The 11701-nt window shown below is 60.5% G+C and carries 20 protein-coding genes and 1 tRNA gene; 20 read left to right on the top strand and 1 reads right to left on the bottom strand.

Translation table 11 applies throughout. The features are described 5' to 3' along the window. Positions 1-347 precede the first annotated feature (347 nt). From DTS01S_RS30830 to DTS01S_RS01790, 19 genes are all read left to right on the top strand, one after another. Positions 348-509, top strand: coding sequence for a hypothetical protein (locus DTS01S_RS30830; protein WP_016449172.1), 162 nt, complete (start codon positions 348-350; stop codon positions 507-509). Next, positions 506-874, top strand: coding sequence for a 50S ribosomal protein L14 (gene rplN, locus DTS01S_RS01870; protein WP_016449173.1), 369 nt, complete (start codon positions 506-508; stop codon positions 872-874). Before DTS01S_RS30830 ends, rplN begins: the two co-directional genes overlap by 4 nt. A 10-nt stretch (positions 875-884) precedes the next feature. Continuing rightward, positions 885-1205, top strand: coding sequence for a 50S ribosomal protein L24 (gene rplX / locus DTS01S_RS01865; RefSeq protein ID WP_016449174.1), 321 nt, complete (start codon positions 885-887; stop codon positions 1203-1205). A gap of 10 nt (positions 1206-1215) precedes the next feature. Beyond that, a complete protein-coding gene (gene rplE, locus DTS01S_RS01860; protein WP_016449175.1) occupies positions 1216-1755 on the top strand; it encodes a 50S ribosomal protein L5 in 540 nt (179 codons plus the stop codon). Between the two features lie 8 nt (positions 1756-1763). After that, positions 1764-2069, top strand: a complete 306-nt coding sequence (gene rpsN, locus DTS01S_RS01855; RefSeq protein ID WP_012202967.1) for a 30S ribosomal protein S14 — start codon at positions 1764-1766, stop codon at positions 2067-2069. Between the two features lie 20 nt (positions 2070-2089). Further along, a complete protein-coding gene (gene rpsH / locus DTS01S_RS01850) occupies positions 2090-2485 on the top strand; it encodes a 30S ribosomal protein S8 (RefSeq protein WP_016449176.1) in 396 nt (131 codons plus the stop codon). Positions 2486-2509: 24 nt separating this feature from the next. Beyond that, on the top strand, positions 2510-3043 hold the full coding sequence (rplF, locus tag DTS01S_RS01845) for a 50S ribosomal protein L6 (protein ID WP_016449177.1): 534 nt from the start codon (positions 2510-2512) through the stop codon (positions 3041-3043). Between the two features lie 11 nt (positions 3044-3054). Then, positions 3055-3420, top strand: a complete 366-nt coding sequence (gene rplR, locus DTS01S_RS01840; protein WP_012202970.1) for a 50S ribosomal protein L18 — start codon at positions 3055-3057, stop codon at positions 3418-3420. A 15-nt stretch (positions 3421-3435) separates the two neighbouring features. Beyond that, entirely contained in the window at positions 3436-3957 is a 522-nt protein-coding gene (rpsE, locus tag DTS01S_RS01835) for a 30S ribosomal protein S5 (RefSeq protein WP_016449178.1), read from the top strand. A 14-nt stretch (positions 3958-3971) separates the two neighbouring features. Further along, positions 3972-4154 (top strand): 50S ribosomal protein L30, encoded by a 183-nt coding sequence (rpmD, locus tag DTS01S_RS01830; RefSeq protein WP_012202972.1) that lies wholly within the window; start codon positions 3972-3974, stop codon positions 4152-4154. Between the two features lie 11 nt (positions 4155-4165). Next, a complete protein-coding gene (gene rplO / locus DTS01S_RS01825; protein WP_016449179.1) occupies positions 4166-4597 on the top strand; it encodes a 50S ribosomal protein L15 in 432 nt (143 codons plus the stop codon). Between the two features lie 24 nt (positions 4598-4621). Further along, positions 4622-5941 (top strand): preprotein translocase subunit SecY, encoded by a 1320-nt coding sequence (gene secY, locus DTS01S_RS01820; RefSeq protein ID WP_012202974.1) that lies wholly within the window; start codon positions 4622-4624, stop codon positions 5939-5941. Positions 5942-6073: 132 nt separating this feature from the next. After that, complete coding sequence (rpmJ, locus tag DTS01S_RS29335) at positions 6074-6187, top strand: 50S ribosomal protein L36 (protein ID WP_003050535.1); 114 nt, start codon at positions 6074-6076, stop codon at positions 6185-6187. Positions 6188-6209: 22 nt separating this feature from the next. Then, on the top strand, positions 6210-6575 hold the full coding sequence (gene rpsM / locus DTS01S_RS01815) for a 30S ribosomal protein S13 (protein ID WP_012202975.1): 366 nt from the start codon (positions 6210-6212) through the stop codon (positions 6573-6575). An 18-nt stretch (positions 6576-6593) separates the two neighbouring features. Next, the gene (gene rpsK / locus DTS01S_RS01810) at positions 6594-6998 is read left to right on the top strand and encodes a 30S ribosomal protein S11 (RefSeq protein ID WP_012202976.1); all 405 of its coding nucleotides are present in this window, start codon (positions 6594-6596) and stop codon (positions 6996-6998) included. Between the two features lie 90 nt (positions 6999-7088). Next, complete coding sequence (rpsD, locus tag DTS01S_RS01805) at positions 7089-7712, top strand: 30S ribosomal protein S4 (RefSeq protein ID WP_034363487.1); 624 nt, start codon at positions 7089-7091, stop codon at positions 7710-7712. A 112-nt stretch (positions 7713-7824) separates the two neighbouring features. Then, a complete protein-coding gene (locus DTS01S_RS01800) occupies positions 7825-8823 on the top strand; it encodes a DNA-directed RNA polymerase subunit alpha (protein ID WP_012202978.1) in 999 nt (332 codons plus the stop codon). Between the two features lie 186 nt (positions 8824-9009). Continuing rightward, positions 9010-9402, top strand: coding sequence for a 50S ribosomal protein L17 (gene rplQ / locus DTS01S_RS01795; RefSeq protein ID WP_012202979.1), 393 nt, complete (start codon positions 9010-9012; stop codon positions 9400-9402). A 21-nt stretch (positions 9403-9423) separates the two neighbouring features. Next, positions 9424-9500, top strand: a tRNA-Met gene (locus tag DTS01S_RS01790). 82 nt (positions 9501-9582) lie between these two features. On the opposite strand, the gene DTS01S_RS01785 is transcribed toward DTS01S_RS01790, so the two are convergent. Further along, positions 9583-9900: a hypothetical protein gene (locus DTS01S_RS01785; RefSeq protein WP_016449180.1), complete on the bottom strand. Its 318-nt coding sequence runs from the start codon at positions 9898-9900 to the stop codon at positions 9583-9585. Between the two features lie 294 nt (positions 9901-10194). Here DTS01S_RS01785 and DTS01S_RS01780 point away from each other — a divergent pair, with 294 nt between their 5' ends. Continuing rightward, positions 10195-11700 carry a DASS family sodium-coupled anion symporter gene (locus DTS01S_RS01780; RefSeq protein ID WP_016449181.1) on the top strand — a complete coding sequence of 502 codons (1506 nt, stop codon included), beginning with the start codon at positions 10195-10197 and terminating at the stop codon, positions 11698-11700. Position 11701: the final 1 nt, after the last annotated feature.

Below are 11701 nucleotides of genomic sequence, written 5' to 3'. Positions count from 1 at the left end.
ACAAGGCTGACGAGGGAGGGAAGCAAAAAGAAAGCGCTTGAAAGTGCGTTTTCCGCAGGGCAAGGGCCGCGCCCAAGCCCGACGCGGTGGCCCCAAAGCCGCTGCGCGGTCTGTGCCGTCGTCGGCGCGGTCCGTCCGCAGCCAACAATTGCGTTGAGTCTGCCACCCTTTGCCGAGCCCGCGTGGCTCGGCTTTTTTATGGGCGTCTCCGGTGGCATGGGCCGATCGGGAGGCCCGGGCGGCCCCTCGGTTGCCGGCGCCCTTGTGGGCGTTGCGCAACGCTGCCGGGCAGGGGCGGGAAAAGTCGCTAAGGGTTTGACGCGCAAAGGAATTTCTGGGACAATCCCATGCTTCACGTGAAAATCGTGAAGTTATCTGCCCAGTGGAAGCGCCGAGAAATGGTTTTCGGCGTGGACGACGGGCCCAAGACTGACTGGCTGCTCGCGGCCCTTGAGAAGACTCTGGGGCTGTCGGGTGTTTGCTGGAGCAAGTTGGGAATATTGAAATGATCCAAACAGAATCTCGGTTAGAGGTTGCCGACAACACCGGCGCGAAGTCTGTTCAGTGCATCAAGGTGCTGGGCGGTTCTCATCGTCGCTATGCGAGTGTTGGTGACATCATCAAGGTGAGCATCAAGGAAGCTGCACCGCGTGGACGCGTCAAAAAAGGCGAGGTCTACAGCGCGGTCGTGGTGCGCACGGCGAAGGGTATTCGCCGCGCTGATGGCTCGCTCGTCAAGTTCGACGGCAATGCCGCCGTGCTGCTGAACGCCAAGCTGGAGCCTATCGGCACCCGCATCTTTGGCCCCGTGACTCGTGAACTGCGCAACGAAAAGTTCATGAAGATCGTGTCCCTGGCACCTGAAGTTCTCTAAAGGAAGCACCATGAACAAGATTCGCAAGGGCGACCAAGTCATCGTGCTGACCGGCCGTGACAAGGGCAAGCAAGGCGTGGTCTCGGCTCGCAAGGACGACTCCCACCTGCTGATCGACGGCATCAACCTGGTGAAGAAGCACGTCAAGCCGAACCCCATGAAGGGCACCACCGGCGGCATCGTGGAAAAGGCCATGCCTATCCACCAATCCAACGTGGCCATCTTCAATGCAGCGACCGGCAAGGCCGATCGCGTGGGCATCAAGGTGCAAGCCGACGGCACGCGCGTTCGCGTGTTCAAGTCCAACGGCGCCGAAATCAAGGCGGCCTAAGGGGTAACACATGGCACGACTGCAAAAACTGTATCGCGAAAAGATCGCGGCTGAACTGAAGGAAAAGTTCGGCTACACCTCCACCATGGAAGTGCCCCGCCTGACCAAGATCACCCTGAACATGGGTGTGAGCGAAGCCGTGGCCGACAAGAAGGTGATGGACAACGCCGTGGCCGACCTGACCAAGATTGCTGGTCAGAAGCCCGTGGTGACCAAGGCCAAGAAGGCTATCGCCGGCTTCAAGATCCGCGAAGGCCAGGCCATCGGCTGCATGGTGACCCTGCGTGGCGTTCAGATGTATGAATTCCTGGATCGTTTCGTCACCGTGGCTCTGCCCCGCGTGCGTGACTTCCGTGGTATCTCCGGCCGTTCGTTCGACGGTCGCGGCAACTACAACGTCGGCGTCAAGGAACAGATCATCTTCCCCGAAATCGAGTACGACAAGGTGGACGCTCTGCGTGGTCTGAACATCAGCATCACGACTACGGCAAAGACCGACGACGAGTGCAAGGCACTGCTCGCCGCTTTCCGTTTCCCCTTCAAGAACTGAGGTGGCGCATGGCTAAAGTTGCATTGATTCAGCGCGAACTCAAGCGCGAAAAGCTGGCGGCCAAGTACGCTGCCAAGTACGCAGAACTGAAGGCAATCGCCGCTGACGCAAAGCGCAGCGACGAAGAGCGCGACGCCGCTCGCCTGGGCCTGCAGAAGCTGCCCCGTAACGCGAACCCCACTCGCCAGCGCAACCGCTGCGAGATCACGGGTCGTCCCCGTGGCACCTTCCGTCAATTCGGTCTGGGCCGCGCCAAGATCCGTGAACTGGCCTTCGCTGGCGACATCCCCGGTGTCACCAAGGCCAGCTGGTAAGCAAGCAGGAGAGATTAAACATGAGCATGAGTGATCCCATCGCTGACTTGCTGACCCGCATCCGCAATGCACAAATGGTCTCCAAGACCACCGTGACGGCTCCTTCCTCCAAGGTCAAGGTTGCCATCGCCCAGGTGCTGAAGGATGAAGGCTACATCGACGGCTTCCAAGTGAAGACCGACGCTGGCAAGTCCGAACTCGAAATTACCCTGAAGTACTACGCCGGCCGTCCGGTGATCGAGCGCATCGAGCGCGTGAGCCGTCCCGGCCTGCGCGTGTACAAGGGCCGCGACGCAATCCCCCAGGTCATGAACGGTCTGGGCGTGGCCATCGTCACCACTCCCAAGGGCGTGATGACGGATCGCAAGGCACGCGCCACCGGCGTGGGCGGCGAAGTGCTGTGCTACGTGGCCTAACGGACATTAAGGAGAAATACTGAAATGTCTCGCGTAGCAAAGACTCCCGTGGCCATCCCCGCAGGCGTGGATGTGTCCATCAAGGCTGACCAGATCAATGTGAAGGGCACCGGCGGCACGCTGTCGCTGGCCCAGAACGTTCTGGTGAAGATCTCCAACAACGAAGGCAAGCTGTCTTTCGAGCCCGTCAACGACTCGCGCGAAGCCAACGCCATGAGCGGCACCATGCGTCAGCTGGTGAACAACATGGTGGTGGGCGTGAGCAAGGGCTTCGAGAAGAAGCTGTCGCTGGTCGGCGTGGGCTTCAAGGCTTCGGCCTCTGGCGCCAAGCTGAACCTCGCGATCGGCTATTCGCACCCGGTGAACTTCGAAATGCCGGCCGGCATCACTGTTGCCACCCCCACGCCCACGGAAATCGTGGTCAAGGGTGCTGACCGCCAGGCCGTTGGCCAACTGGCTGCTGAGATCCGTGCCGTTCGTCCTCCCGAGCCCTACAAGGGCAAGGGCATCCGTTACTCGGATGAGAAGGTCGTGATCAAAGAGACCAAGAAGAAGTAAGGAGCTGCATTATGTTGACCAAGAAAGAGCAGCGTCTCCGTCGTGCCCGCCAGACCCGCATCCGCATTGCACAGCAAGGCGTGGCACGTCTGAGCGTGAACCGTACGAACCTCCACATCTACGCAAGCGTGGTGTCGGAAGACGGCACCAAGGTGCTGGCTTCGGCCTCGACTGCCGAAGCCGAAGTGCGCACCCAACTGGGCGCCATCGGCAAGGGTGGCAACGTGGCTGCCGCTACGCTGATCGGCAAGCGCATTGCCGAGAAGGCCAAGGCTGCAGGCGTGGAGAAAGTGGCTTTCGATCGCGCTGGTTTCGCATACCACGGCCGCGTGAAGGCTTTGGCAGAAGCCGCTCGTGAAGCCGGCCTGCAGTTCTAAGCGGAGCGGATAGAAATGGCAAAGTTTTCTCCCAAGGTGCAAGACGAAGGTCGTGACGACGGTCTGCGCGAAAAAATGATCGCGGTGAACCGCGTCACCAAGGTTGTGAAGGGCGGTCGTATCCTCGGCTTCGCTGCACTGACCGTGGTTGGCGACGGTGATGGCCGTGTTGGCATGGGCAAGGGCAAGTCCAAGGAAGTGCCTGCAGCCGTGCAAAAGGCGATGGAAGAATCCCGTCGCAACATGATCAAGGTGTCCCTGAAGAACGGCTCGATCCATCACACCGTGATGGGTCAGCATGGCGCAGCATCCGTGATGCTGAACCCCGCTCCCAAGGGTACCGGCATCATCGCCGGCGGCCCGATGCGCGCCGTCTTCGAAGTGCTGGGCATCACCGACATCGTGGCCAAGAGCCATGGCTCGTCGAATCCCTACAACATGGTCCGCGCGACTTTTGACGCTCTGAAGAACTCCACGACCCCTTCGGAAGTGGCAGCCAAGCGCGGCAAGTCGGTTGAAGACATCTTCACCGCCTGATCGGAGTCAATCACATGACAACGCAACAAACCGTGAAGGTGCAACTGGTGCGCAGCCCCATTGGCACCAAGGAATCGCACCGCGCCACCGTCCGTGGCCTGGGCCTGCGCAAGCTGAATAGCATCAGCGAACTGCAGGACACGCCTGCTGTGCGCGGCATGATCAACAAGATCAGCTATCTGGTCAAAGTCCTCTGAAAGGATTGATGATGGAACTCAATAGCATCAAGCCTGCAGCAGGTGCCAAGCATGCCAAGCGCCGTGTCGGCCGCGGCATCGGCTCCGGCCTGGGCAAGACTGCCGGCCGTGGTCACAAGGGCCAGAAGTCGCGTTCGGGTGGCTACCACAAGGTGGGCTTCGAAGGCGGTCAAATGCCTCTGCAGCGCCGTCTGCCCAAGCGTGGCTTCAAGTCGCATCTGCTGAAGTTCAACGCAGAAGTGACCCTGTCCGCTCTGGAACAGCTGGGCCTGGCCGAAGTCGATCTGGCAGCTCTGAAGCAAGCCGGTCTGGTTGGTGAAATCGCAAAGGTGGTCAAGATCATCAAGAGCGGTGAAATCAGCAAGGCTGTCAAGCTCAACGGCATCGGCGCTACCGCCGGCGCCAAGGCTGCCATCGAAGCTGCCGGCGGCAGCATCGCCTGATTAATGATCTGAAAGAAGACATCCGTGGCTACTAGCGCAGCTCAAATTGCAAAAACCGGAAAATTCGGCGATCTTCGCCGCCGTCTGGTTTTTCTGTTGCTCGCGCTGGTCGTTTACCGCATCGGGGCTCATATCCCCGTGCCGGGCATCGATCCAGCGCAGCTGCAGCAGCTGTTCAATGGCCAGCAGGGCGGCATTCTCAATCTGTTCAACATGTTCTCGGGTGGGGCGCTGTCGCGCTTCACGGTGTTCGCACTGGGGATCATGCCGTACATCTCGGCATCGATCATCATGCAGCTCATGACCTATGTGGTCCCTACATTCGAGCAGCTGAAAAAGGAAGGTGAATCGGGTCGTCGCAAGATCACCCAGTACACCCGCTATGGCACTCTGGGCCTGGCGATTTTTCAGTCCCTGGGAATTGCCGTGGCTCTGGAAAGCTCCGCAGGTCTGGTTCTGAGCCCCGGTTTCGGCTTCCGCCTCACGGCGGTGGTCAGCCTGACGGCCGGCACCATGTTCCTGATGTGGCTCGGTGAACAGATCACGGAACGTGGTCTGGGCAACGGCATCTCGATCCTCATCTTTGGAGGTATCGCCGCAGGTCTGCCGAGCTCCATCGGTGGTCTGCTGGAGCTGGTGCGCACCGGTGCCATGAGCATCCTGGCCGCGATCTTCATCGTTCTCGTGGTGGCAGCCGTGACGTACTTCGTCGTGTTTGTCGAGCGGGGACAGCGCAAGATCCTGGTGAACTATGCGCGTCGTCAGGTGGGTAACAAGGTGTATGGCGGTCAGTCTTCGCACTTGCCGCTGAAGCTGAACATGGCGGGGGTCATTCCTCCCATCTTCGCTTCCTCGATCATCTTGCTGCCGGCGACCGTTGTGAACTGGTTCAGTGCAGGGGAATCCATGCGCTGGCTGAAGGACATTGCTAGCACGCTGACCCCCGGTCAGCCGATCTATGTGATGCTCTACGCCACCGCCATCATCTTCTTCTGCTTCTTCTACACGGCCCTGGTGTTCAACAGCCGGGAAACCGCCGACAACCTGAAGAAGAGTGGTGCCTTCATCCCCGGGATCCGTCCCGGTGACCAGACGGCCCGCTACATTGACAAGATCCTGGTTCGCCTGACCCTGGCTGGTGCGGTGTACATCACATTCGTGTGCTTGTTGCCCGAGTTCCTGATCCTGAAGTACAACGTCCCGTTCTACTTCGGTGGTACATCACTGCTGATTATTGTGGTGGTGACCATGGACTTCATGGCCCAGGTGCAGAACTACATGATGTCGCAACAGTACGAATCGCTCCTCAAAAAGGCGAACTTCAAAGCGACACTTGGCAATTGAACTAAGTGATGGGCCTGGCCGGCGGTGCCGGCGGGTCCAGTAAGAGTTAGTAGACGCCCATTCGATCTATCCATCGCGGGCATGTTTCCCGGTCGATAGGCCGTAACGGATGTAGAGTTTTAGGAGAATGAAATGAGAGTTTCGGCTTCGGTCAAAAAAATCTGCCGTAACTGCAAGATCATCCGCCGCAAGGGTGTGGTGCGAGTGATCTGCACGGACCAGCGCCACAAGCAGCGCCAGGGTTGATAGGAAAGTTTGAGGACGAATAATGGCACGTATCGCTGGCATTAACATCCCGCCGCATCAGCACGCTGAAATCGGCCTGACCGCTATCTATGGGATCGGTCGCACCACTGCACGCAAGATCTGCGAAGCCGCTGGCATCGCATATTCCAAGAAAATCAAGGAACTGACTGACGGCGATCTGGAAAAGATCCGCGATCAGCTGACTTCCCTGACGCTGGAAGGTGATCTGCGTCGCGAAACAACGATGAACATCAAGCGTTTGATGGACATCGGTTGCTATCGCGGTTTCCGTCATCGTCGTGGCCTGCCCATGCGTGGTCAGCGTACCCGCACGAATGCACGTACCCGCAAGGGTCCGCGCAAGGGTGCCGCGGCTTTGAAGAAATAAAGAGATTGAAAGATCACTATGGCTAAGTCTCCCGCAAACAACGCTGCACAGCGCGTTCGCAAGAAAGTCCGTAAGAACATTTCGGACGGCATTGCCCACGTGCACGCTTCGTTCAACAACACGATCATCACCATCACCGACCGCCAAGGCAACGCTCTGTCGTGGGCCTCGTCGGGTGGCCAGGGCTTCAAGGGTTCGCGCAAGTCGACTCCCTTCGCTGCCCAGGTGGCTTCGGAAGTGGCTGGTCGTGCTGCCATCGAACAGGGCATCAAGAACCTGGACGTCGAAATCAAGGGTCCCGGTCCCGGCCGTGAATCCTCGGTTCGCGCCCTGGGCGCCCTGGGCATCCGCATCACTTCCATCGCGGACGTGACGCCGGTTCCCCACAACGGCTGCCGCCCTCAAAAGCGCCGTCGTATCTAAGCTTTTTCACCAAGCCCACCGCCGCCCAGATGTGTAACATCGCGGGCGGCTCCCGTGCTTGTGCACGGCAGATGACACAAAGGAAATCAAGTGGCACGCTATATCGGCCCCAAGGCCAAACTCTCCCGCCGTGAAGGCACTGACCTGTTCCTGAAGAGCGCACGTCGCTCGATCGCCGACAAGTCCAAGTTCGACACCAAGCCCGGTCAGCACGGCCGCACTTCCGGTCAGCGTACTTCCGACTTCGGCCTGCAGCTGCGTGAAAAGCAGAAGGTCAAGCGCATGTACGGCGTGCTGGAAAAGCAATTCCGCCGCTACTTCGAAGCCGCCGACAAGAAGAAGGGCAACACCGGTGCCAATCTGCTGTCGCTGCTGGAGTCGCGTCTGGACAACGTGGTGTACCGCATGGGCTTCGGCTCGACCCGCTCGGAAGCGCGTCAGCTGGTGTCGCACAAGGCCATCACGGTCAACGGCCAATCCGTCAACATCCCTTCCTACATGGTGAAGGTGGGTGACGTGGTCGCCGTGCGTGAAAAGTCCAAGAAGCAGGCCCGCATCGTCGAAGCCCTGCAACTGGCTGGTCAAGTCGGTTTCCCCGCATGGGTGGAAGTGTCGGCCGACAAGGTTGAAGGCACGTTCAAGAAGTCGCCTGACCGCGACGAGTTCGGTGCAGACATCAACGAATCCCTGATCGTTGAGTTGTACTCGCGTTAATTCCGCGCAGCGACATTTCTGTAAAACCGTCCCCCAGCCGCGAGGCATCGCGCTGGGGTGCTTCACCAGCCTTACCGGTGTAACGAGCCGGGGGTATTGAGAGGAAGTCTGCATGCAAACCAATTTGCTGAAGCCCAAGACGATCAATGTCGAGCAGCTTGGCCACAATCGCGCCAAAGTTGTTCTGGAGCCGTTTGAGCGTGGCTACGGCCATACGCTGGGCAATGCCCTGCGCCGTGTCCTGCTCTCGTCCATGGTGGGTTACGCAGCGACGGAAGTGACGATTGCTGGTGTGTTGCACGAGTACTCGTCCATTGACGGTGTCCAGGAAGATGTGGTCAACATCCTGCTGAACCTCAAGGGTGTGGTGTTCAAGCTGCACAACCGCGACGAGGTCACGCTCTCCCTGCGCAAGGATGGCGAAGGCGTCGTGACGGCGCGCGACATCCAGACGCCCCACGACGTGGAAATCATCAACCCTGATCATGTCATCGCCAACCTGTCGCAAGGCGGCAAGCTGGACATGCAGATCAAGGTCGAGAAGGGCCGCGGCTATGTGCCCGGCAATGTGCGCCGCTATGGCGACGAGTCCACGAAGTCGATCGGCCGTATCGTGCTGGACGCTTCGTTCTCGCCCGTCAAGCGCGTGAGCTACGCCGTCGAATCGGCCCGCGTTGAACAACGCACCGACCTCGACAAGCTGGTGGTGGAGATCGAAACCAATGGTGCGATCACTGCCGAGGACGCCGTGCGCGCCTCCGCCAAGATCCTGGTGGAACAGCTCGCCGTGTTCGCTCAGCTGGACGGCGGCGATATCGCCAGCGTCTTCGATGCTCCGGCCGGTGGCCGTGGTGCCGCAACCGCCTTTGATCCCATCTTGCTGCGTCCCGTGGACGAGCTGGAACTCACCGTGCGTTCGGCCAACTGCCTCAAGGCAGAGAACATCTACTACATCGGCGACCTGATCCAGCGTACCGAAAACGAGCTGCTCAAGACCCCCAACCTGGGTCGCAAGTCGCTCAACGAGATCAAGGAAGTCCTGGCTTCCCGCGGTCTGACGCTGGGCATGAAGCTGGAGAACTGGCCGCCTGCTGGCCTGGAAAAGCGCTAAGCACTATAATTGCGGGCTCTCCTTTTTGGAGAGCCTCAGTGCCTCGGGCAGTACCTGATACGGCTGCCCGAATTAATCAACAACTTGCGCAAATTCGGTTGAGGCAAGCTGCAGATCCGGTAACGGGTCCAGGCTTGCATCCTTGTTTGCGCAAGCCCTAATTACATATTTTAGGAATAAAGCACCATGCGTCACGGTCACGGCCTCCGCAAACTCAATCGCACCTCTTCGCACCGCCTGGCGATGCTGAAGAACATGATGAATTCGCTCATCGAGCACGAAGCCATCAAGACCACCGTTCCCAAGGCCAAGGAACTGCGCCGCGTGATCGAGCCCATGATCACCCTGGCCAAGGTCGACACCGTTGCCAACCGCCGCCTGGCATTCGACCGCCTGCGCGACCGCGACAGCGTGACCAAGCTCTTCAACGAGCTGGGCCCCCGCTTCGCAAAGCGTCCTGGTGGCTACACCCGTATCCTGAAGATGGGCTTCCGCGTGGGCGACAACGCCCCCATGGCCTTCGTGGAACTGGTCGAGCGCGCTGAAGAAGGCGCCGCCGAAGCCAAGGCAGCTGAATAATCTGCTATAATTTTGGAATACCGCGCGATGGAGCAGTCTGGTAGCTCGTTGGGCTCATAACCCAAAGGTCGGAGGTTCAAATCCTTCTCGCGCAACCAAATTGAAAAGGGCTACGACAACTGTCGTAGCCCTTTTTTCATGCCCTCGCGCCAGGGCAAAGGCCAGGCAGACAGCCCGGCATCAGCCGCCCAGCTGGTTGCCGATGCGCTGGCCCAGCCGCAGGCGCACGCGGTGGGCGATTTCCTGGGCGGCATCGGGGCTGAGCACCTCGCTGATGTGCAGCAGCTCGGTGTAGTGCATGTACAAGAGGCCGCGCAGGGTCTTGAAAGCGGCCTCGTGGTCGCCGCCGCAGACGCTGGCGTCATCGGCCAGCACGCGCTCCACCACGCCGGCCTGCAGCAGCGGGATCTTGCAGATGACGGCGTGGCGGGCGATCTCCAGGTCGATCTCCTGGAGCCGGCATTCCCATTCCTCGGGCAAGAATCGGTTGGCTGGCATGTCGGCTTTTCTCCTTTTTTCACTGCATGGGTACACCGGGGCGAAAGGCACCCGGTCTGGGGATGCTGTCATGTGAGCGGGGCTCGGTGGCCTGGGTCGCCAGGTTTACTGGCCCGGCCTTGATGCCTGTCAAACTTCGGTGGCGCAGGCGCCCGCTGGAAGCCGGGCTCATGCTGCACTGCATCATGATGTCAGTCATGCGGCGCGGCCGCCAGTGCCCGTGCAGGCTGGTGGGCTTTTGCTCCCGGCAGGCCATGCTCTCTCGGCGCCGCTCCGGCAACGCAAAGGATCCACATGCTCGAGAAGATTGCCTCGCTGTTCCGCTACTTCAAGTCGGCCGTGCCGTTCCGGCTGGTGCCGGCGCTGATCGCCACCGCCGTGCTGTTCGGGCTGCTGCTGGTGCCCGTGCCCGAGGGGCTGACGCCCAAGGCCTGGCAGCTGGTGGCCATTTTCCTGACCACCATCGTGGCCATCATCCTCAAGGTCATGCCCATTGGCGTGATGGCCTTGATGGCCATCGTGATCGTCTCGCTGTCCCAGGTCACGTCAGGCTCGTCCAAGGGCGCAGTCACCGATGCGCTGAGCAGCTTTTCCAGCCCGCTGATCTGGTTGATCGTGGTGGCCATCCTGATCTCGCGCGGCCTCAAGAAGACGGGGCTGGGCAACCGCATCGGACTGATGTTCATCGCGCTGCTGGGCAAGCGGACCATCGGCATCGGCTACGGCCTGGCGATCTGCGAGCTGGTGCTGGCACCGTTCACGCCCAGCAACACGGCGCGCGGCGGCGGTATCGTGCACCCCATCATGAAGTCCATCGCCAATGCCTTCGAGTCGGACCCGGCCAAGGGTACGCAGGGCAAGGTGGGCACCTATCTGGCCCTGGTCAACTACCACGCCAATCCCATCACGTCGGCCATGTTCCTGACCGCCACGGCGCCCAATCCGCTGGTGGTGGACTTCGTGGCCAAGGCCACGGGCCAGGCGCTGCACCTGAGCTGGACCACCTGGGCGCTGTACATGCTGCTGCCGGGCCTGCTGTGCCTGCTGCTGATGCCGCTGGTGATCTACCTTCTGTCGCCTCCCGAACTCAAGGCCACGCCCAATGCCGTGGAGTACGCGCGCAGCGAGATGGCACGCATGGGGCCGCTGTCGGGCAAGGAGCGCGTGATGCTGGGCACCTTCGGCCTGATGCTGCTGCTGTGGGCCAACGTGCCGCAGATGCTGTTCGGGCCTGCCTTCACGCTGGACCCGACGGTGGTCGCCTTCCTGGGCCTGTTCGTGCTGATCATCACGGGCACCATCGACTGGGATGACGTGCTGTCCGAGAAAAGCGCCTGGGACACGCTGGTGTGGTTCGGCGCCCTGGTCATGCTGGCCGAGCAGCTCAACAAGCTGGGCGTGGTGTCCTGGTTCGCGGTGGGCATGAAGAACGCCATCGTCGCCAGCGGTCTGGACTGGCTGCCGGTGGCGGCCATCCTGGTGGGCGTGTTCGTGTTCTCGCATTACCTGTTCGCCAGCACCACGGCCCACATCAGCGCCATGATGCTGGCCTTCCTGACCGTGGGCGCGCAGCTGATTCCGGCCGACTATGTCGTGCCCTTCATGCTGATGATGACGGCCGGCTCGGCCATCATGATGACGCTGACCCACTACGCCACCGGCACTTCGCCCATCATCTTCGGAAGCGGCTATGTCACGCTGGGCAACTGGTGGCGCGTGGGCGCGGCCATGTGCGTGATCGAGCTGCTGGTCTTTGCCGTGGTCGGCAGCGCCTGGTGGAAGCTGCTGGGCCTGTGGTGAG

Source organism: Delftia tsuruhatensis NBRC 16741, from assembly GCF_001571325.1.
Classification (GTDB): domain Bacteria; phylum Pseudomonadota; class Gammaproteobacteria; order Burkholderiales; family Burkholderiaceae_C; genus Comamonas; species Comamonas tsuruhatensis.
Note: the sequence above shows the minus strand (reverse complement) of the source record. Positions and strands in the feature narration are given on the sequence as shown.